Raw genomic sequence first — 21745 nt, forward strand, 5'->3', positions numbered from 1 at the left:
CCTAATAGCTCAATAACTCATGATACGCATGATACTTTTCACAACGGCATACAGTACGACCACTGCTGCGACCAGGCAGACAATAATGAGCGTTTTCTCCTGTTTGCGAAACATATACCTGCCATCCTCCTTTTGATCCGATGCAAATTATGGCGCTATAGACAGTTTGCAAAAGTTCATGGTTTTTTATCCTGAAAATTTGAAAAACAAAAAAAGCCTTTATCCTTCAGTACATGGTTCACTGAAAAATAAAGACTTAGTGATGTGTATTCCGGCAATCAGCTACATGGCACCTCTGAACAACTCCCCTGCCTAGAGGAGATCCTCCTGCTTGGGCAAACGTACTTTGAAGGTACTTCCTTTGCCAACTGCGGATATAAACGTAATGGTTCCATGATGATCTTCGACAATTTTGCGTGAGATATACAGTCCAAGTCCGGTTCCACCGATCTGTCGGTGATCTGAGTTATCCACACGGTAAAACTTCGTAAACAGCTGGTCCTGCACATTCTCCGGAATGCCGATTCCGTAGTCGCGTACGTCAATGCATATCCACTCATTTTCTTCCCACATGGTAATGTCTATCCGTTCGGTTCCTGGCGAGTATTTCACTGCATTGCCAATCAGATTATGAAGCACCTGGGTCATCCGATTCTGGTCTGCATAAGCAAAGAAATCGCCGTTAAAGGCATGTACATAGATACGCTGGATGGATTTGATATTCCATTGTTCGGCAACACCTTCCACTAATTCCAGCAGCGGTACATAGGTCATATGATAAGTCATGCCGTCGTTGTCCAGACGCTGGATGTCCAATACATCCTCAAGCAGGCTGCTAAGCCGGCTGCCCTCCGACGAGATCGTTTCCATAAACTCCTGTCGCTGTGAAGCAGGTAAATCATACATCATCATTAATTCTACATAACCCATAATGGTTGCTACTGGGGTCCTCAGCTCATGGGACACCACGCTGATCAACTCGTTTTTCATTCGATTCAGCCGTTCTTCTTCCGTACGGTCACGGAACACAAGCAGGAACCCATGGTTTTTGCCAGGCACATCCACTTGTTTAATGTAGAGGGAAAACACACTCTTCTCCTTGTTATTGAAACTGAATTCCATCTCCACGAAAGCACGTTCTCCATGCAAAAATGCCCTCGTTTGATCCACCAGATTGAAGTCATCCGTCAGAACAACCTTATCCATGGCTTGGGCAAATTCTTCGATGGATCTGCCCAGGAAGTTACCAAGGCCGAACATTTCCTCGACCCTTCGGTTAACGATGGTAATCATGCCAGAGCGATCGGACATGACCAGCCCTTCCCGAACGGATTCAATAAAGTGTTCACTGATATCGCGCTGTTCCTGAATCGCAATTTTTTCATTAAACAATTCTGCATTCAGTTTCTCGAGCGCGAGTGCATGACGCACACGTTCTTCTTCTGCTCGTGTTTTATCCGTAATATCTTTGATAAACAAGTTATAGAGCTTCTCATTATTGCCGAGCTGAATCTCCACAATTCTGTATTCTATCGGGAAAACCGAACCATCTCTGCGAATGCCTGATATCTCCTCGACATTGGCATGCCGCTTGCCACGGATATATTCGTATCGCTCCAGCATTCCCTTGATTTCCACGCAACTCGCCCCCTGAAAAAGGGACGGAGCATCGGTCTCAAGAACGACCTCTTCCCGTTTTAGCCCAAACATTCTTTCGGCTTCGGGATTGAACTCAATGATCAGTCCGTTGGAATCCACAGCAATAATGGCATCAATAGATGAATCGATGATGGCGCGTTTGATTTCCTCACTATTTTTCAGTTCCTTGGTCCGTGCACGAACCCTGTCCTCCAGTGTTAATTTATCCTGGCGGATCTGTTCGAATTGTTCAAGCAGAACATCTGCCATTTTGCGCAGATTGCCAATCAAAATTTGAACTTCCATGACATGGCTTGTTGGCCAATCCATTTTGCCTTTACGAAATAATAATCTCGGGAGTAAACCAGTCATCCGAGTAAGCCTGATCAGAGGACTCACCACCTTTCGGCTTAATGGAGCAGCCACAACCATCGACGTTACAAAAATGAGAAACAGACTCTGAAGGGTCGTCAGATAGATCCTTTCAATTCGTGAATAATAATTGGCTGAACTTGTCTCCACAAAAACACGGTAAGAAGTATCTGACTCAACATCTGCTTTATAGATAAATGAAGCATGCTTCCAGTAGGTGAGCGCATCGCTGTAATAAGCGTCTCCTGAACGGAAGATAATGGAGGACTCCCCCTCTTTCAGGTAACGATAATTGCTTGTATTTAAATATTCGCCAATGATTACGGTATCCAGTCCGGAAGCAATCACGCGATCATTCTTATCCAGAATAATGACGTTTACATCCAATAGATGATGATAGCGCTCCATGCCCCGCTGCATATTTTGAACCGTCAAGAATCGTTCATCCAGATCCTTCGTCACTGCATTCGCTGCGTGTTTCATATTTAATATAATCGTTTCATGAATTTGACTTAACTGTCTGCGGCTATCAGCTGATAAAAGAAATAGGGAGACCACAACAACAAACACGACCACATATTTAAAAGCAATTCGGCTAAGCGGGATGGTGCCTGTCCTTTTCGATGGAAGCTCGCCGTTGGTGATCCAGAAGTCTACTATGATTCCGGCGATTAGCGCGTTAACCATACTGACCACGGCAATATGCATGTATGCATACTTTACTTCATCCAGATTCATGTTCAGGATATAATGCCCATACCCCAAGACAGGTAATAACATCACGACCCAAAACACGGCATTGGCCTTCATAATGCTTCCGTTCTTCCAGCGCATCTGCCAGCCCAGCATCCAGAGCAACTCAATAAAATGACCAAAGACCATGTAGAGACAATGTGAAGTTGGCCCATTATAAAGCAGATGTATTCCACTAATTGCAGCAAGGGTGATAAAACCATACATTCCGCCATGCAAGCGTAGGGCAACAAGGACAGCAGCACTGCCGAACATCAACTGGACGCCATAAAACAAGGTAAGTGGGTATATGCTTCCAATGGCTCCAAGCACAATAAGAATCACAGTTCCTATCCAAGCGATTCGCAATTTCTCTACAATCCATACCAGCATTTTGGCGGCCATTATTCGAAGCATGGATTACAATCCTCTTGGCCTAGTTCTATATCCGTATTCAACAACAACGTTGGTACCTCCTATAAATGAAAGCCGTTCTACCTACTTTTCTTCCCTCAAATCCCTCTGATACATTATACTGTATATATTAAAAGGTTTTTCTGTTGGAAAAATTTGATTGATCGGCAAAATAGCCACAGCTATGGTAAAATACTGAAGCTCTTCTCAAGTTTGTACTCCCCTACATATACATCCTATATATTGGAATATAAACATTAAAAAATTTGTGGTATTTCTACACTAAACTCAGCTTTTTTTTAGTAATTTCTTAACAAATTCTTTTCATCAGGAGTGTGACCTCTATGTCTATCAAAGTACTTCTTATAGAAGATGAGAAAAATCTGGCTGACATGATTGCTTTCTTTCTTGAGGAGGAAGGATACATAACAGAACGGGTTCATCACGCCCGTGAGGCACTTCAACTATTCCCGCAGTTCGGGCCGGATATTGTTGTGACTGATCTGATGCTGCCCGAAATGGATGGAAATGATCTGGTAGATGCGTTTCGCCAGCATTCCACTGTACCGATTCTCATGATTTCAGCAAGTACAATGCTGAATGACCGGCTCCGAGCATTACATAACGGCGCTGATGATTTTCTATGTAAGCCCTTTAGTCTGAAGGAGCTGGACGCAAGGATCAAGGCACTGCTGCGCAGATCCGCTATTTCTTATCCTGATAAACCAGCAAAAGAGGATAAACCATCAGAACATACGGGACATGTGAGTGTGAATGAATATAGACGGACACTGTTCGTCAACGGGGTAGAAATCGAAGTCACTCATATTGAATTTGAGATTATGAAAGAATTGTACAAATATCCGGGTAAGGTATTTACCCGTAATGAGCTTATGGACCGAATTAAAGGATCGGAACGAGCCTACCTGGACCGTACCATTGATGTTCATATCTCCAGCTTGCGTAAGAAAATCGAACCTGACCCCAAAAATCCACGCTATATCAAGACCGTTTGGGGAACAGGTTATAAGTACGTGACTTAATTCAATATTCCTTAATTAGTGGCTATGCCCTCTCCGTGTGTATTTCTGTATCGACATGACAGAGGGCATAGCTTTTTCTTGATCCTGCAATGTGGAGTACAGCCATTTCTGAATGTCCAAATAAAGCTGATGCGGTTCGCTCTGATTCCACAGCATCATCTTAATGACACCGTTACCTGTAATCTGCTGCACATGCTGTCTGCGAATCGACGATTGGAAATCGGTAATGACCAGCAGTGGAAGCTGTGGCAAAAAGGCACGAATGGCATTGGATGCCGAGACCGCCTGGCTTGCATCCATGTAATCGACAATGCAATAACATGATCGGCCCCAAGTAGACCTTGAACCCAGCTTCTGGTTTTGTTCCTCGCTTCGGATGCGTTCTTCTTGCTCTTCCTCCATCCACTCGTTAAACAATTCGATAATATGCTCATAAGCAATACCACGGCTTCCGTCCGAAAGTACTGTTATACGTTCCATAGTTGTAACCTCCAGTTGTTTCATTCTACTTATTGTGCCGATCTTCATTTAAAAATGTTTGTGATTGAACATGAAAGAAGTGTTAACTATCTTAGTACTTCTCACACAACTATGTAAGGTTTTTCATCCATTTCGCAGTTTGCCTCCATTCATGTAAAATAGGGATATACCCGTTGCTATCACGGGAACTTAAATGATGAATCCGGTACAGGAGGTTATGAACCGATGAATATTGTTTCCATTGAACCAACACCCAGTCCCAATACGATGATGCTTCATCTCGATGAGCGTCTCGAAGACGGGATCCGCAGAACCTACACGCTGGATAATGAACGCTCTGCTCCAGCGTTTATCCGCCAGATGCTCCATATTCCTGGCGTTAAAAGTGTGTTTCATACCACGGACTTCGTTGCGCTGGATCGCAAGGGAAATGCCGACTGGTCCGTCATTCTGGGGGAAGTCCAGAACCGTCTGGGCCAACAAGGAATTGACCTTGACTGGATTGAATCAGAGGATGCGTCAGGCGAGCACTTTGGCGAAGCACAGGTATTTGTACAGTTTTTCCGTGGGGTTCCGATGCAGATTCGGGTTAAGGCCGGTGCAAAGGAAGAACGAATCTCTCTCTCCGATCGATTCGTTAAGGCCGTTACCGAAGTGGCCAGTGCAACGCTGATCAAAGAACGTAAGTTAAGTGATTACGGCGTACGGTACGGCGAACTGCCGGATATTGCCCGTGAGGTTGAGCAGGAGCTGGAGGCAGCCTATCCTCCGGAGCGTCTGAAGCAGGTCATTGAACAGGCCATTGCGCACGGAACCAATACAGAAGAGTTTGTGGAACGCCGCCGCAAGCTGGAAGGTGCCGAGCTGGAAGCGGCACTGAGCAGTGAAGATTGGAATGTACGCTATGCAGCTTTTGACGGTATGGAACCTACAGAAGAGAGATTGCCGCTTATTGCCCGCGCCCTGCATGACAGTAAAATGCAGATACGCCGGTTGGCGGTAGTCTATCTTGGAGATATCAAAACGCCGGAAGCCATGGAATTGCTGTATGAAGCACTCAAAGACAGCTCCCCTGCCGTACGTCGTACCGCTGGAGACACCTTGTCCGATATCGGCGACCCGGCTGCAACCGCTGCGATGACGGCTACGCTCACCGACAGCAGCAAACTCGTGCGCTGGCGGGCAGCCCGTTTCTTATATGAAGTGGGAACCGAAGAAGCAGAACCAGCTCTGCGGAAGGCAGCGGACGATCCTGAATTTGAAGTTAGCCTGCAGGCCAAGATGGCACTGGAGCGAATTGAATCCGGTGAACAGGCAGCAGGTACCGTATGGCAGCAAATGGCCGGACGCAACAAAAAGACGGAATAGTCCTTGTTAAGAGAACATCCAACTTTTGTTATTGCATGATGAAACAAGGAAAGGTATACTGAATGTCTGTTTGAGCAACAGAACATGGTATGTAACGTTCTGCTATTCAATAATTTCATAGACAATAGATACACCTCATCCACGATGATGAGGTAGAGGTCGCGGGTGCGATCAGTAAGCTGAAGGAGGCGCTAAGGAGCCGCTCATGAGATCAGCCGAAAGGTGCACCCGCCGAAGCTTGCTGGACGGTTCCTTATATTGTCCAGTATGGTTGGGGCTGCTGCCGAAAGGTACAGAACTGTCACAGAGATACACACCAGCCCGCATGGGTGGGTATGAATTCTTCTGTGTTGAGCTATCTTATAACATCTGGGACAGGTGCGGACAATGGATAATAAGACCGCAGGCTGAAGCCTGCGGTCTTTTGTGTGTATAGTGCCATTGATCCATATCATCAGTACGCTGAATGAAGGAGTGTTTTCATTGCAAGACCGCAACAAGCAAACAACAGCAGGAAACGGTTCTCTGAAAAAAGGATTGCGTGCACGGCATATGACGATGATTGCCCTCGGTGGGTCCATCGGTACAGGGCTGTTCCTCGCAAGTGGTACCGCCATCTCCACAGCAGGACCGGGTGGTGCTTTGATTGCATATGCCGCCGTCGGTATCATGGTTTACTTTCTGATGACAAGCCTTGGAGAACTGGCTACATTTATGCCTGACTCCGGTTCATTCAATACGTATGCCGCTCGTTTCGTCGATCCCGCACTTGGCTTCGCCATGGGCTGGAATTTCTGGTACAACTGGGCCGTTACCATTGCGGCTGAACTTGCTGCAGCTACAGTACTCATCAAGTATTGGTTCCCTGACAGCTCGTCCATGTTATGGAGCCTGCTATTTCTCGTTTTAATCTTTGCTCTGAATGTGCTGTCTGTTAAAGGTTATGGTGAATCGGAATATTGGTTTGCCATCATCAAAGTGGCTACTGTCATTATCTTTTTGACCGTAGGTGTGCTGATGATCTTCGGTATTATGGGCGGAGAAGCCGTAGGTTTCAGCAACTTTACAGTGGGTGATGCGCCCATCCATGGCGGATTCTTCGCCGTACTGGGTGTGTTCATGGCTGCAGGATTCTCCTTCCAGGGAACCGAGCTCATTGGTGTAGCTGCGGGTGAGAGTGAAAATCCGCGTGAGAATGTGCCTCGTGCCATTCGGCAGGTATTCTGGCGGATTCTGATCTTCTATATTTTGGCCATCACGGTAATCAGTTTGATCATCCCGTATACGCATCCGAACCTGCTCAAAGGTGATCTGAACAATATCGGTGTCAGTCCATTTACGCTAGTATTTGAAAAAGCCGGGCTTGCCATTGCAGCTTCGGTAATGAATGCAGTCATTCTGACCTCTGTGCTGTCTGCCGGTAACTCTGGCATGTATGCTTCAAGCCGAGTTCTCTATGCTCTTGCCCGTGATGGCAAGGCGCCGCGTTTCCTTGGACGTTTGAACAAAAAAGGCATTCCGATGAATGCTCTGCTCGTAACTACAGCTGTCGGCATGCTGGCGTTTCTCGCCTCCCTGTTCGGTGACGGTATTGTGTATACCTGGCTGCTGAATGCCTCCGGTATGTGCGGATTTATCACCTGGCTAGGTATCGCAATCAGCCATTATCGCTTCCGCCGGGCTTATGTTGCCCAGGGTAGGGATTTAAAAGACCTGCCTTATCGCGCACGCTGGTTCCCGTTCGGACCGATATTCGCTTTTGTACTCTGTATCATCGTCATTATCGGTCAGAACTACCAGGCGTTTACGGGCGACCAGATCGATTGGAGCGGAGCGCTTGTTGCCTACCTGAGTGTACCGCTGTTCCTGATTCTATGGCTAGGTTACAAATGGATCAAGAAAACCAAAGTGGTACCGCTGCAGGAATGCGACTTCTCCCCTACGGATTCCTCTGTGCAGTAAACGTATAGAAAATCCCCCTGCTTCTGACCGCTCTCTACGGTTTAGAAGCAGGGGGATTTTGTTTTGTATACCATTAAGGCGTTATTTCATCCGCCTTGATTCATAACGTCCAATTGATCTTCACACGCAGATCAGTTGTATCCTCCATTTTGGACACATAATACGATATTGATTTCATCCCAAGCTGATACAAATTCTGCAAATCTTCAACCAGACTGGTCTCGGTACCTTTGTATCTGAAAGTCAGTGTGGTTCCACCTTCCTTCAGCACACTCTGCACCTTGGTTTCCAGTGCGGAATGTCCACTAACCGCATCTTTCTCGTCATAGAGCGAATATTCCAGCGCATGGTACAGCTTCTGATACGCAGGTGCCTTGCTGCCGCCGCTTTGTATCAAGGTTTGCAGGGCCTCCCGGTAGGGAGCTGGTGCAGTCGGATATTTGCCTTTGCCCGTCCAGATATGATCACGTGCCATCTCGTCGTCGCTGAGCAAATAGTAGTTATGGCTAACTTTCCCTTTGCGGTCAGGTGTCGGATCATCCCAGGTCGTGTCCATGTGGTACCATTTGCCGTCCAGCTTAACGATATTCCACGCATGCAGCTGATCACCTGCCGTACCTTCCACAATCCGGTTCTCAATGCCAACCTGTTCCAGCATGCGGTACGCAAGCAGGGAATATCCCTGACATACGGTGCTGCCCGTGACAAGTCCATCATAGGCCGTGTATTTCTGAAGAGAAGTATCGTAGGCAAGATGGAGAACAATCCAGTCATGGATCGCTTTCACCTTTTCATGATTCGTCATGCCTGGTGTGATAATCTCTTTTAAAACATGGGTTACTTTGCGGTTAACGTAATCGGTCTGTTCCTTCGTCTCCCGGTAGGACAGATTCACATGGACCTCGGCCGAAACGTTGGAACCTTTATAATTAAAAGCATAACTTTTGACGGTATATTGGATATAGGGGTCACTGGTCATTGCTTCATCAATGGAGCTCTGGAGCTGCTTTTTGAGTCCTTTCACATCGCCCTTGTATGTAAATACAAGCTCCTCCGTTCGCTGTGACATGGCTGTAAGCAACGTCTGACGTAAATCCTTGGTTGTGGAAATATCTGATGTGTCCGATGCAGCATACAGTTGATCCAGGTCAACCGCACGAGGTAAAGCCACCGCAATCAGACAGCCTGCCAGCAATATGGTGATCACTCGTTTTCCGTTTTTGCCCATGAAAGGATACCACCTCTCTTTGCAACATTCTCATGCCTCATTGTATCACAAAAGGATCTGACGTCAGGCTTCTAGTTTTGTCGAAAAGCATCAAAAGAGACCTTCCGCAGAAGGTCTCCCTTGTCTTCAGCAAAATAACACATACCCGCTATATCCAGCCTATGACTTACCAGATAGGGTTATGCAAGAATACCTCTTAATACAGACGACTGCCTGTCATAAATGAATCTGTCTTGCCTTGCAGCTTGGCCAATCGCTCCAGCACCTGTGACGCTTCAGCTACAGTCACTTTGCGTGCCGGCATGAAACGTCCTTCAATGGAAGGAAGCAATCCCAGCTTCATGCTAAGAGATACGGCACCTTTATTGGTAATCGAATTCGCATCTACAAGATTCGGCAGATCCGATGGCATGGTGTAGAAACCAGCCAGCTTCTCGTAACGAAGGATACGGACAAGTAATACAGCCAGTTCTTCCCGAGTCATCTCATCCTGTGGATTCAGACTGACCTCTGGATCAGCGCCAGCGAGCCAGCGCTGGTCAATTAATGTACGCACCGCCTGATAGTAAGGGCTATCGGGCGAAATGTCCGCAAACAGCTTGTCATCCCCGTTCACCGTGTAATAGATGTCCAGATTCGGATTAACTGCTCTGGCGAGATAGTTAAACCAATCTCCTCGGGTAATCACCCGATCCGGGAAGACACGTCCCTGCTCATCAGGAACCAGGACGCTATGCTGGGTCATATTAAGAATTGCCTCTTCAGCCACATGACCTGCAATATCACTAGGTGCAGCTTGAGGTGCTGTGCTGGAAGTGTTGTACAAAGACGTCCATTCGCCTGTATTGGCATCAAGTACTTCATAGCTACCGTAGATCGATTGATCATCCCGTGTAGGCATATACGCAAGATTGATCCCCGACGGAGTGACTTGGCCACTGCTCGTACCATGTCCACCGTAACGGGAGTATGCCAGAACCAGCTTGAATTCTTCGAGGTAGGCCGCTTTTGCCTCTTCGTAGCTGATCGCCGGCACCTTGCTTGCAGGCAGCTGCTCAGGCGTTGCAGCAAGATTGGCATAAAATTCGCCTATCGTTCCATCCTTCAGGACCTGTACCTGCACCAGATCATCCTTAACCGCAATTCCATTCAGGTAGCGCTGAAAAATGAATGTACGTGCGTCCTCTACCTCAAGCACGTTGGACAGCTTAAATTGTTCCGTAGCATCCGGCACAAGTGCAATAACCGAATTGATCGCAAGTTTCTCGGCTTGTGTACGGGTTAAGGATTTGCCTTCATTTTTCTCATCCGGTTTCTCTTGTGCGGCATCCGGACCCATTCGCTGATACAGGCTATAGCTGTAAATTTGTCCGGTGGTGGCATCCACTTGTGCTGAAATGTCCCGCATGAACATATAGGACATATTCGCGTTTCGGTTGCTCCAGCTCAGACTCCAAACCTGATTGTTTGGACTCCAGTAGCTGCCTTTATTTAACTGGCTGTAATCCAGCTTGTATCCTTCCGGAATGTCAAAGCTCTTTTTCACCAGGCTCTCTGCCTTCTGAGCATTCAGTCTCAGTCCTTTCGCTGGAACAAAAGCGGCCACACTGCCTTTCAGCGGTTTGTCCTGTTGTACGGTATCCTCGGTAATGACTTTTCCAGTCATAGCGTCGAACCGTTCCAACGTATTTGCCTCAAGCGGAACCATGCTGGAATCCTTCGGCGTATATCCAAGATAATACTGCTGACCTTGCTTGGAAGACAGGCGGTTTTTCGAAATGTAGGCGAGTTCTACATCGAACTGGTCTTCGAATTGCTGCCTTGCCTTCTCTGCAGACACAGCCGGTTTCGATGAAGGATATTCCGCCGCAGTCGTCATTCGTGAATATCCTGTGACCAGGCCACTTTGATCCACACTTATGTAAACCGTCTCCGCCTCAGATAACAAACCGTCATGCTTCAGTTGGTATGCAAATTGATATTCGGTTCTGCCGAACAACGATTGCTGTCCCGCCGTTTGGTACAGGTCTCCCAAAGATGCGTATGCGCCTTCCTTCAAACCAGGGATGGCCTTGTACAGAAAGTCCACAGCCTGCTCTTCCACTTCATCCTTGGTCAGTTTGGCTTCTGACCCAGATAACTGCTTATCCAGTAAATCAGATGGCAAATGTACACTCAGGACTTCCCCTGTCCCTGCATGTACAGATGCGCCGAACCCCATGGAATGATTCCCCTCGGTAATCTGAAACCCGATATCCCATGTTTTGTACTCCAGCGGAGGAAAACGGTTGTTCGGATCAAATTGCGACGAGGTGATGGTCGCTTTTTTCAACATCGGAAACAGTTTCAATATATTCTCACTGGCTTGCTTGGAGGAGATTTTAGCCCCCTCAGGCACGTCATTGCTAGTCACGTCTAGTTGTTCATTTTCCCCCGGTACAGCTTCTGTTACCTGTTCTGCTTGTGCTGCCGACACGCTGCCTGCAAACCCTGGAGTCTGCGATGCCAGAAGCAATGCCGCCATGGCTGCTGAAGCAGCTCTGGCTGTCATCATTTTGAATCGAATCTGAAAACTCAAATCTGGACCTCTCCCTTCAATTTCATACATGGATGCATGCGAAATAACCCTGCATGAATATTGCCAGTCTATTCTATGATACCATAAGCTTCCTTTTTAATCGTCGTTTTCCCAACAATTTTACAAATGAGAATTTTTGCATAATGGTTAGAACAGACCAAAAAACGCCAACCTGGTTGGCGTTTTCACGGTTAGCCCGATTGTCATGCAGGCTGACGGTTATTTAGATTTATTAGAGGTTATGTCCGAATTGTGCGGTGGAGCCTGAACCTGAACATGTTTTTTCAAGAAAGGAATGACGGTCTCCCAGAAGACAGGGTCTTCTTCTGAGCAGCTGTGTCCGCCGCTATTCACCCACAGATGTTCTACAGGCGGGTCAGCCTTGGACATGAAGTATTCCAGCTCACTTGGCGGGATAAAATTATCTCCCTTGGAATGCACCATAAGCATTGGCAGCTGCATACCCTTACGCCGTTCATTCAGCAGCAGGACCGGATCGCGCTGGCGGTACGTTTTCAGTGATTCACCGAGCCTCCAGAACCAGATTCGCGGAATCAACTGCGCCAGTGGGAACAGCGGCAATCGCCGACGTTTCAGCTCCGAACTGACGATTACTTCAAACTGGGATGGCATCGAATCCGTGATGACTGCCGATACCGGAATATGTTCTGTTACCGCCATGATCGTTCCCAGACCTCCAAGGGAATGGCCGAGCACACCGATGGCACCCGGATCGATCTCCGGCCGAGAGGTGGTGTAGCGTAGTGCCGAGAGCAGATCGTCACGGAACAGATAGGCAGACGCTGCTTTTACCGGATCACTGGCCCCATGACTCCGGACATCATACATGAAGAGAGCATATCCGGCTTCCCAGATGGGACGTGCGTAACGGAGCACACGTGATCGGTTGGAACCCCAGCCATGGGCGATAATGATTAGCGGCCATGGTTTGGGAACATGGGCGCCAGCCGGAATAAACCATCCATGAACCCGTCCTCCTCCACTCTCGAAGGTGACATCTTCGAATGGCATGGGCGGAGTAATCGTGATGGGGATCTTTTTGGGTGTCTGACTCTTCACCGCTGCCTTCCATAAGCCACCTGCCGTTACGGCAGCAACCGCAATAACTCCACCAATCATCGTTCTGGCTTTCACTGTGCATTTCTCCTCTCCGGCCTTTGTCATACACCTATTCTACGCCAACACCATTAACGCCCTGTTAAATAGCTACATCTTTTATATATACCCAAATATACATATTGTTGATTGAGTTTTTACTTTTTGACTCTCGCTGCTTCCACAAATGCATGTGTACATGCTGCAACCTGTTCGTGATTCCCTGCAGCCAGTGCCTCTCTCGGCAAAAGTGCACTGCCAAGTCCTACAGCTGCTGCACCAGCAGCAAAGTAGTCAGTAATATTGTCCAGATTAGCTCCGCCCGTTGCAAGCAGCGGGATATGATTAAGCGGTGCCTTGATCTCCCGTAAATACGGCAATCCCAGACTCGCCATCGGAAATAACTTCACCACACGTGCGCCTGCTTCATAGGCAGCAACAATCTCGGTTGGTGTCATGGCTCCCGGCCAAATTTCCACCCCATGTTCTACAGCATATTCAATAACGGACAGATCGACATTGGGCGATACCAGAAATTGAGCACCTGCAGCCACTGCATCCTTGGCCATCTGCACATTAAGAACCGTTCCTGCTCCAACATAAGCCTGTCCTTCATGCCGGGTCCGCCAGTCTCCGATAATCTCATGTGCCCCGGGTGTATTGAGCGTTACTTCCATCAGACGGATTCCTCCGTCTGTCATGCCTTTTCCTGCTGTTATCGCTGCTTCCCGGCTAATGCCGCGAACAATGGCAACCAGCCTCGACTCCAGTAGTACTTCCGTCAAATTCATGCGAGCTTCCCCTTGCTTCATAGATTCGGCAGCCGAAGACAGTATTATTATCACCGCTTTTCCGTTAATTCATATTGTAAAACGAATTTATCCTTGATGAAATACACAACCCAAAAAACCTCTCTTATCAGCATGGACGAATGTCGGTGGATAACACCCATTCAACCCATGACTATAAGAGAGGTTTTGCCGGAATCAATCCTCTTCCAGTACACTTTCCTTTTCCAGATCCTTGAAATATTGATCATTGTACAGCATGCTGGGGTGTGTAGGATGAAATGCCAGAGCAATATCATTGTGCTCCTTCGCCTTGGCACGATTGCCCAGCCGGTCATAACATACACATAGCTGCAAGTGGGGCATCCATGTCCAGGCTGCTTCGTTCAGCACGACCATCGGATCGGCAGGACGAACAGCATGGGTCGCCTGTTCATACCAGAATACTGCCTTGCGATAATCTCCTCGGTCCGCGAAATACCCCCCCAGGCGGCAGCAGATCTCTGCTCTCGGCAAATCATAGGCAAACGACCTTAGAAGCGCTAAAACTTCCTGTTTTGAGCGCCCCAATGCTGCTTCGCAATCTGCAATTTTTTGGCAGGCGGAAATCTGATCCTCCACCCAACCAAGACCCGTATTTAGAAACTTCCCGTAGTATGTAATCGCATCCTCATGCTGTCCATGATCTTTCAGTTCATTACCGAAGTAATAGAGATCCCGGGGAGTAAAATGTTCGCCTGCTTCCTCACGCTTTCGGTAAATCCTCAGGTTACGGTCAGTGTACTCCTTGTCTTTCTTATGGGTCACCGCAATATCGCTATGCAGCAAATTGCCGCCAACTTCCAGATATTCATGCACTGCACCAATCCAGCGGAAATTCCGATCCCGTCGCACCAGTCGATTCCTTCTCAAACTGTAGGCAACCTTCCCATCTGGAGTGAATGACAGATTATAGTCCATAGTAACGCTGTCCACCCCAGGATCAAGAGAGTGTTTCAAACCGATAAGCTTCTCCCGGTCAATCGGTTCGAACACATCGTCAGCATCCAGCCAAAGTATATATTCTGCGGTTGCCTGATCGAAGGCAAAATTGCGTGCAGCTGCAAAATCATCGATCCATTCAAAATCTACGATTCGATCTGTATATTTGGCCGCAATTTGGCGTGTGCGATCGGTTGATCCGGTATCCACGATTACGATCTCATCGGCAATGCCCTTCACCGAATCCAGGCATCTGGCGAGGGAAGCCTCTTCATTTTTCACAATCATACACAGCGTAATACGAATAACCTCTTCTCCTCGTCTGACCCTGCGATTGTACGCAGCAGCACCGGGAAGTTCTGATAATCGGTAGATATGATAGGCCGGAAGATGGGTATCCACGTATAAACGAAAACCGAGTGCCTGGGCTCGAATGCAAAAATGACGATCCTCACCCCAGAACGATACATTCGGAATCTGGTCGAAGGAAACCCCACCTTCCAGAGCATTCTTGCGAATGAGCGTGCATGCACCAAGCCCACCAACTTCGTAACAGCCTGGCACTCGCAATTGGTTTAGAAAGGCATCGGTTTGCGTATTCTCATCCAGAATTTCCTTACCCGCTTCGGATTTCCTGCCTTTTCGGTACAAAGCGTACTCATCCTGCAGCCATACCTGCGGCATTTCCCTTGTACCCGGCTGCCAGCGCGTCCAAAAAATATTCGATACAATATCCTTCTGCGTGGAAACAAGCTGTTCCAACGTGCGGGGATGCAGCACAAGATCGGAATCAATCAGGAAAACAGCATCGTAATTCTGTTCGCGGGCGTATTGCAGGATGCGGTTTTTCAATCCGGCTACCCGCCAAATCTGTTCGTCGCGCCAATAATGACCTCCCTCATCCCTGCTGTATGTCCCTTTTCCCTGAGCAGTTCCATCAGCGTTATCTGATTCAAATACGGTTCCTTCATGTTGGAAAGCAAAATCACGAAGGATATTGGAAGATGCCTCCTCTTCATTATCGTCTATAAACAAATAGTCCGTCTCCACCGTCGTTCGCTCCAAGAAAGTCAGAGATTCCAAAAATTCACGGAGCACTGCTGCGGTTTGACGAACCGGACTGGCAATCAGCACCTTCTCCTTCGGTTTTACCTTATTCAAGTACAGGCCCCCCTTTCTTATTCCATCCAGGGCAGCAGCCTTGGATCTGTATCCAGAATGGATTCATACTGTTCTCTCCAGCCGTACCTTGCATCTGGGTCCAGTGCCTGATAACGTTCGAATTTGCGGATGCGATCCTCCTCGCGAGCCCAGCCGTAATGCTTCACACGAGGCGCATGACATCCATAGGCAAAATGCTGAATCGTAAGAGGGAAACGTCCGCAGTGCTGCGGGGTTTCCTTCCACTCATAAGTCAACCCGGGACGATAACGGACGAGAAAAGGACGGTAATATGCATGTGCCTGCCAATATTGATCCTCCCGGTAGTGCGTATCACTCCACATATCAAACAATCTGAAGTAGATCGCGTCCTCGCTACTTCCCAGGAGTTGATTGCGCTGCATGCCAAAGTCAGCCGTCAGAATCTCATCGGCATCCAGATTCAGAATCCATTCAGGTCCAGTAGCTATCGTTGCCTCCCATTGCTGCTTGCGCAGACTCACTTCATCGGCGAACCGGGAAGCCCGATTTTGCACCATGACCAAGGGAACCCCTTCAAGCAGCTCTCGACACAGGGTAACCGTATTATCGGTGCTCCCATCATCTATGATGACCGCACGATCAATCCAAGGCCGGTGCGTTTGCAGCGCCTGTCTTAGATATCGCTGTTCTTCATTGCGTACGATCATGGACAGCGTAATATGTGGTCTTTCGTCTTCCTCACGGTCATTCAAAGCCTCACCCCCGCGTCTTAAGCTGACTTTTATTATCTCTCAAGGTTTTGCTATCCGATTGCAGATAAGAAAGGGTTATAGGACTGGATCGGAGCCTATTTACAGGCTTAAGTATTCATCAGATAAACTTTCATCTTGACCAATTATCGGTCTCATCTTGTCGTTTAGCTTCTTCGCTTATGCCAATCCTCTATATTCAATCTATGCATATCCGGGATGGGGTTATGTCTGGGAACTCCCCTCTCGCTGCTCACCCGTTACTGTGATCCGGTGCTCTTAGTTGCTGTCGTTGTACAACAAAAAAAGCACTCGCTTCCGCGAGTGCCTCGGTTAACCTTTGTTACATATATTGGATGATTCACATTATGAATTAACGGTACTCGGCCAGACGATCATTCAGGCTGCGTGTCTGACCATATACTTCCTGATACAGTGCAAAGAGTCCATTATACACGGCTACCGTTTCCGGGTTTGGTACATAGGATTTGGCAGGACGAATGAACGCTGCCGCACAATCCTGCAGGGAAGGGAACCAGCCGCTGCCATATGCTGCAAGCATTGCCGCGCCCATTGCTGGGCCCTGCTCACTCTCAAGTTTAACAATCGTAGCATCAAAGATATCCGCCTGCATTTGCAGCCAGGCTTCATTTTTGGCACCACCTCCGATGGAGATGACCTCATTAACCGTTTTGCCTGCACCACGCAGAATATCGATCGATTCCCGCAGGGAGAACGTAATTCCTTCCATGACTGCACGCCCAAAGTGCTCCAGCTTATGTCCAGCATCCATGCCGATAAAGCTGCCGCGAATGTTCGCATCTGGATGAGGCGTTCGCTCTCCAACAATATAAGGAGTGAATAACAAGCCGTTGCTTCCCGCCGGAACCTGATCAATCCCCTGCAAGAGCACTTCAAATGATTTGTCCGCTGCAAACGTATCCTTAAACCAGGACAGGCTGTATCCAGCGGCAAGCGTTACCCCCATAATATAGAAGGCATCCTTCTCCCCATGGTTGAAAAAGTGTACTTTACCTTCAAAATCGAGATCTTTGCGTTCTTCGTAAGAAAGCACCACTCCAGACGTACCGATGCTGCACATCGTCTGTCCTTCACTCAGAATGCCTGCGCCGATTGCCCCGCATGCATTGTCGGCTCCGCCTGCAAATACTTTGGTTGCAGCAGCAAGACCCGTTTGATCTGCGATCTCTGGAAGCAATGTGCCCACTTCTTCAAACGATTCCACGAGACGGGGACACAGTGAGATCGGCAGTTCAAAAGCTTCCGCAATCTCCTTGCTCCACTGTTTGCCAGCAACGTCCAGCAGCAATGTACCTGCTGCATCCGAATAATCCATGGCATAATCGCCAGTCAGGCGATAACGAACATAGTCCTTCGGCAGCAGGAACAAGGATGCTTGCTGCAGCAGCTCCGGTTCGTTTTCCTGTACCCACAGGATTTTCGGCAGCGTGAAGCCTTCCAGCGCACGGTTCCGGGCGATGCTTAATAATTTATTGTCCAATACTTTCTCAATGCGGCGGCACTGAGCCGTCGTACGTGTATCATTCCACAGAATGGCATTGCGCAGTGGTTTCCCCTCTGCATCTACCAGAACGAGTCCATGCATTTGCCCTGAGAAGCTAAGCCCCTCGATTTCGGAAGGCTGTACGCCGGATACTTCCAGCAATTTGCGCAGGGAGACAATGGTCTGTTCTACCCAATCTTCCGGATTCTGCTCACTGTAGCCAGCCTTGGGCTGGTGCAGCGGGTAAGCTTCGGATGCTTCAAATGCCACTTTTCCTTCGCGGTTAACCAGCACCGTTTTGACTGCGCTGGTTCCCAGATCGACACCAATTACGTAACTCATGAGTTAACTCCTCTCGTTTATCACAGGTTATATCCACGAAAAATCCATGTAGACATGAAAGTCCCTCCGTGATCAGAAAACCCTCGGATCGCCGTTATCCCCGGATTTCCTTTATTCCCTTTGAAAAGGGAGAAATCCAGGGATAAATGCGAACGCTCCGCTTCCTCGGGTCCTTTCTGCTCACTTCGTTCTGCATTCAATATCATGGACACACATGGTTATGAAACGAGTAAAACGTACTCGTTCTTATAACGGAAAGATTGATCCAGTGACTTTGATTAGTCATTGGTTATAAATGAAACGTCATCAATTGAACATGTAACCAAGTGGTGATTAGAAAACCTTTAAAGATCGCTTTGTTTGGTAGCAAAAAACCGCCCCCGCCTTCCCAGGGGAAAGTCGGGGACGGTCCGAATGTCATGCCTGTTCAACGTCCATGATACAAGCTCGTGCATATATGGACTGTGTCCCTAGCCAAGCTTATACAAGTTGATTCCAGTTATTAGTCAGCCAAGATGTATTGGTTGAGTTTTGCTCTCAGCAATTCTTGACGACCGGATTGGTTTTTGCGTGGGCTTTCGTTGTTCAGTGCGTATTCTGCAAGGGAAGCCAGAGTCGCTTTGCCTGCAACAACCTCAGCACCGATACCTTCTTTGAAGCTGCTGTAACGTTTTTCGATGAAGTCATCGAATACGCGATCTTCGATCAGTTTCGCAGCTACTTTCAGACCTTTAGCGTACGTATCCATACCTGCGATGTGAGCCAGGAACAAATCGTCTGCTTCGAAGGATCCACGGCGTACCTTGGCGTCGAAGTTCACGCCGCCACGGCCGATACCGCCGTTTTTCAATACTTCGTACATCGTCAATGTTGCATCGTACATATCCACTGGGAACTCATCCGTATCCCAACCGATCAGCATATCGCCTTGGTTGGCATCGAGGGAACCGAGCATGCCGTTTGTACGGGCAACACGGATTTCGTGATCGAATGTGTGACCAGCCAGAGTTGCATGGTTTGCTTCCAGGTTCAGTTTGAAGTGTTTGTCCAAACCGTATTTTTGCAGGAATGCAATGGAAGTCGCTGCATCATAGTCATATTGGTGTTTCGTTGGCTCTTTTGGTTTAGGCTCGATCAGGAATTGTGCGTCAAAGCCAATTTCCTTCGCGTAGTCTACAGCCATGTGGAACATGCGGGCAATGTTGTCCTGCTCCAGCTGCATGTCTGTGTTCAGCAATGTGTCGTAACCTTCACGGCCGCCCCAGAATACATAGTTTTCAGCGCCCAGACGTTTACCCACTTCCAAACCTTTCTTGATTTGTGCTGCTGCATGTGCGTACACGTCAGCATTGCATGTGGAAGCTGCACCAAACATGAAGCGCGGGTTGGAGAACATGTTCGCCGTGTTCCAGAGCAGTTTTTTGCCGCTGGATTTCATGTGGTCTTCAATCAGGTCAACGATCGTGTCGATGTTGCTGTAGAACTCACGCAGGCTGTTGCCTTCTGGTGCGATGTCCACATCGTGGAAACAGAAGAACGGGAGATTCATTTTTTCCAAAAATTCAAAAGCCGCTTCCACGCGCACTTTCGCGAGGTCCAGACCCGAGTATTTATCCCAAGAACGAACAGCTGTCTCTGCACCGAACGGGTCACTGCCGCCTGCAGTTAATGTATGCCAGTAAGCCATGCCGAAACGGAAGTGCTCTTCCATCGTTTTGCCGGCAACAACTTCTTCCGGATTATAATGTTTGAATGAAAAAGGATTGGTGGAGTCTTTGCCTTCAAATGCGATTTTATTAACGGATTCAAAATAGGCCATGTAAAATGCCTCCTCAATAGTTTTAAAGAAATCGTTTACACCGTTATCCTATCACATCGGTTATACTTTGTCTATTGGTTAAACAAAGTAAAATAAAATTGTTTTTTCCGGGTTTGTTTACGCTATAATAGTCGAATAGCTTGAGCACGGGATGAATGATTGAACCCTTTTATATACAGAATAGGAGTGCCTGATTGTTATGAAAATTACCGGAGACCAGATGCTGGTCAAAAAAATAAACAAGTCCATCGTCCTTGATACCATTCGCCGTCATGCCCCTCTTTCCCGCGCAAGAGTATCCGAAGTTACGGGACTTAACAAAGCAACCGTGTCCAACCTTGTTGCCGATCTCATCAGCGATGAGCTTGTCCAGGAAATTGGTCCAGGTGAGTCCAGCGGTGGCCGCAAGCCGCTCATGCTGCTGTTTCGAGGTACGGCTGGATATGCAGTTGGTCTGGAGCTGAGCGTAACACACCTGAAGGGTGTGCTTACCGATCTGGAGGGCCATATCATAACGGAGTATGCCATCAAGCTGCAACAGCATGATGTGCCTTCCGTATTGGAACAGTTGAAACGTGCAGCGGAACATCTGATTCAGTCTGCTCCTCCCTCCCCACATGGTGTAATTGGTATTGGCATCGGGGTACCTGGGATGGTAGATGAGGCTGGCACAGTGCTGTTTGCACCCAACCTGGGTTGGGAGAAGGTCGAGCTTCGCTCCATGCTGGAGGAGATGTTTGAGCTTCCTGTAACGATTGACAATGAGGCCAATGCAGGGGCTCATGGGGAATTGAATTTTGGCAGCGGCATTGGGGTACGTCATCTCATCTACATCAGTGCAGGGATGGGTATCGGATCGGGAATTATGGTAGACGGTGAATTGTACAAAGGTGCCTGGGGCTACGCCGGTGAGACAGGTCACATGTCAATTGAAGCTGAAGGCAGACCCTGCTCTTGCGGCAATCATGGCTGCTGGGAGCTCTATGCTTCCGAAAAAGCCTATGAGCACCCTGACCACCAGCTTCATTTGCCAGCTCACACCACCCGCGAGCTCGTAGAACATGCCCAGCAAGGTCATGAGGCAGTATTGAACTTATACGAGAACATCGGCCGCAAACTGGGCGTGGGCATCACGAATATCGTTAACAGCTTCAATCCCGAACGCATCATCATTGGCGGGCCACTCTCCGAAGCAGGTCCATGGATTGAAACAGCTCTCAAGCAAGTCGTCGAAGAACGTACACTGCCCTATCATCGTCGCAGTTTGCAAATCGAATGGGCAGCGCTGGGCAGCCGATCTACCCGTATTGGTGCCGCTTACTCAGCGATTTCCCAGTTTCTAGGTAAAATAAGAGTATCGGTCTAATAACCGTTGAAAATTGACATCATTTCGCCCCATTTCCTCCCTTTTTGTTAAAGAAATCCAGAGTTATAATGAGGATATGTGATTTTTGTCATGGCGAGATG

The 21745-nt window shown here is 48.1% G+C and carries 14 protein-coding genes and 1 riboswitch; of the genes, 4 read left to right on the top strand and 10 right to left on the bottom strand.

Features of this window, described 5'->3' with window-relative positions:
* Window positions 1-312 precede the first annotated feature (312 nt).
* Window positions 313-3159, bottom strand: coding sequence for an ATP-binding protein (locus tag MHB82_RS25630; protein ID WP_341176161.1), 2847 nt, complete (start codon window positions 3157-3159; stop codon window positions 313-315).
* A 341-nt stretch (window positions 3160-3500) separates the two neighbouring features.
* On the opposite strand from MHB82_RS25630, the gene MHB82_RS25635 reads away from it, so the two are divergent.
* Entirely contained in the window at window positions 3501-4199 is a 699-nt protein-coding gene (locus tag MHB82_RS25635; RefSeq protein ID WP_095361771.1) for a response regulator transcription factor, read from the top strand.
* A gap of 15 nt (window positions 4200-4214) precedes the next feature.
* Here the strand turns inward: MHB82_RS25635 and MHB82_RS25640 are convergent, their stop codons facing one another.
* Window positions 4215-4679, bottom strand: a complete 465-nt coding sequence (locus MHB82_RS25640) for a hypothetical protein (RefSeq protein ID WP_341176162.1) — start codon at window positions 4677-4679, stop codon at window positions 4215-4217.
* Between the two features lie 225 nt (window positions 4680-4904).
* On the opposite strand from MHB82_RS25640, the gene MHB82_RS25645 reads away from it, so the two are divergent.
* Together MHB82_RS25645 and MHB82_RS25650 are read left to right on the top strand one after the other, a co-directional pair.
* Complete coding sequence (locus MHB82_RS25645; protein ID WP_153979971.1) at window positions 4905-6047, top strand: virulence factor; 1143 nt, start codon at window positions 4905-4907, stop codon at window positions 6045-6047.
* A gap of 145 nt (window positions 6048-6192) precedes the next feature.
* Window positions 6193-6413: riboswitch (Lysine riboswitch) on the top strand.
* A 117-nt stretch (window positions 6414-6530) separates the two neighbouring features.
* A complete protein-coding gene (locus tag MHB82_RS25650; protein WP_110821715.1) occupies window positions 6531-8009 on the top strand; it encodes an amino acid permease in 1479 nt (492 codons plus the stop codon).
* A 100-nt stretch (window positions 8010-8109) separates the two neighbouring features.
* Here the strand turns inward: MHB82_RS25650 and MHB82_RS25655 are convergent, their stop codons facing one another.
* The 8 genes from MHB82_RS25655 to xylA all read right to left on the bottom strand — a co-directional run bounded on the left by MHB82_RS25655 (window position 8110) and on the right by xylA (window position 20278).
* Window positions 8110-9237: a transglutaminase domain-containing protein gene (locus MHB82_RS25655; protein ID WP_095361767.1), complete on the bottom strand. Its 1128-nt coding sequence runs from the start codon at window positions 9235-9237 to the stop codon at window positions 8110-8112.
* A 196-nt stretch (window positions 9238-9433) separates the two neighbouring features.
* A complete protein-coding gene (locus MHB82_RS25660) occupies window positions 9434-11815 on the bottom strand; it encodes an S-layer homology domain-containing protein (protein ID WP_341176163.1) in 2382 nt (793 codons plus the stop codon).
* A 219-nt stretch (window positions 11816-12034) separates the two neighbouring features.
* Window positions 12035-12970 carry an alpha/beta hydrolase gene (locus tag MHB82_RS25665; RefSeq protein WP_341176164.1) on the bottom strand — a complete coding sequence of 312 codons (936 nt, stop codon included), beginning with the start codon at window positions 12968-12970 and terminating at the stop codon, window positions 12035-12037.
* Window positions 12971-13089: 119 nt separating this feature from the next.
* Entirely contained in the window at window positions 13090-13722 is a 633-nt protein-coding gene (locus MHB82_RS25670) for a bifunctional 4-hydroxy-2-oxoglutarate aldolase/2-dehydro-3-deoxy-phosphogluconate aldolase (protein ID WP_341176165.1), read from the bottom strand.
* Between the two features lie 195 nt (window positions 13723-13917).
* Window positions 13918-14988 (bottom strand): glycosyltransferase family 2 protein, encoded by a 1071-nt coding sequence (locus MHB82_RS25675; RefSeq protein WP_341176698.1) that lies wholly within the window; start codon window positions 14986-14988, stop codon window positions 13918-13920.
* A gap of 890 nt (window positions 14989-15878) precedes the next feature.
* A complete protein-coding gene (locus MHB82_RS25680; protein ID WP_341176166.1) occupies window positions 15879-16595 on the bottom strand; it encodes a glycosyltransferase family 2 protein in 717 nt (238 codons plus the stop codon).
* Window positions 16596-16965: 370 nt separating this feature from the next.
* Entirely contained in the window at window positions 16966-18459 is a 1494-nt protein-coding gene (gene xylB, locus MHB82_RS25685) for a xylulokinase (protein WP_341176167.1), read from the bottom strand.
* 502 nt (window positions 18460-18961) lie between these two features.
* Window positions 18962-20278, bottom strand: a complete 1317-nt coding sequence (xylA, locus tag MHB82_RS25690; protein WP_095292400.1) for a xylose isomerase — start codon at window positions 20276-20278, stop codon at window positions 18962-18964.
* A 199-nt stretch (window positions 20279-20477) separates the two neighbouring features.
* On the opposite strand from xylA, the gene MHB82_RS25695 reads away from it, so the two are divergent.
* A complete protein-coding gene (locus tag MHB82_RS25695) occupies window positions 20478-21644 on the top strand; it encodes an ROK family transcriptional regulator (RefSeq protein WP_341176168.1) in 1167 nt (388 codons plus the stop codon).
* The last annotated feature ends 101 nt before the right edge of the window (window positions 21645-21745 follow it).

The organism is Paenibacillus sp. FSL K6-2862, assembly GCF_038005125.1.
Classification (GTDB): Bacteria; Bacillota; Bacilli; order Paenibacillales; family Paenibacillaceae; genus Paenibacillus; species Paenibacillus illinoisensis_A.

Excerpts from the sequence above, each read along its gene's own strand:
- MHB82_RS25655 (WP_095361767.1), bottom strand. The coding sequence starts at position 9,237 with ATGGGCAAAAACGGAAAACGAGTGATCACCATATTGCTGGCAGGCTGT.
- MHB82_RS25640 (WP_341176162.1), bottom strand. The coding sequence starts at position 4,679 with ATGGAACGTATAACAGTACTTTCGGACGGAAGCCGTGGTATTGCTTAT.
- MHB82_RS25645 (WP_153979971.1), top strand. The coding sequence starts at position 4,905 with ATGAATATTGTTTCCATTGAACCAACACCCAGTCCCAATACGATGATG.
- MHB82_RS25635 (WP_095361771.1), top strand. The coding sequence starts at position 3,501 with ATGTCTATCAAAGTACTTCTTATAGAAGATGAGAAAAATCTGGCTGAC.
- xylB (WP_341176167.1), bottom strand. The coding sequence starts at position 18,459 with ATGAGTTACGTAATTGGTGTCGATCTGGGAACCAGCGCAGTCAAAACG.
- MHB82_RS25630 (WP_341176161.1), bottom strand. The coding sequence starts at position 3,159 with ATGCTTCGAATAATGGCCGCCAAAATGCTGGTATGGATTGTAGAGAAA.
- MHB82_RS25695 (WP_341176168.1), top strand. The coding sequence starts at position 20,478 with ATGAAAATTACCGGAGACCAGATGCTGGTCAAAAAAATAAACAAGTCC.
- MHB82_RS25675 (WP_341176698.1), bottom strand. The coding sequence starts at position 14,988 with ATGATTGTGAAAAATGAAGAGGCTTCCCTCGCCAGATGCCTGGATTCG.
- xylA (WP_095292400.1), bottom strand. The coding sequence starts at position 20,278 with ATGGCCTATTTTGAATCCGTTAATAAAATCGCATTTGAAGGCAAAGAC.
- MHB82_RS25670 (WP_341176165.1), bottom strand. The coding sequence starts at position 13,722 with ATGAATTTGACGGAAGTACTACTGGAGTCGAGGCTGGTTGCCATTGTT.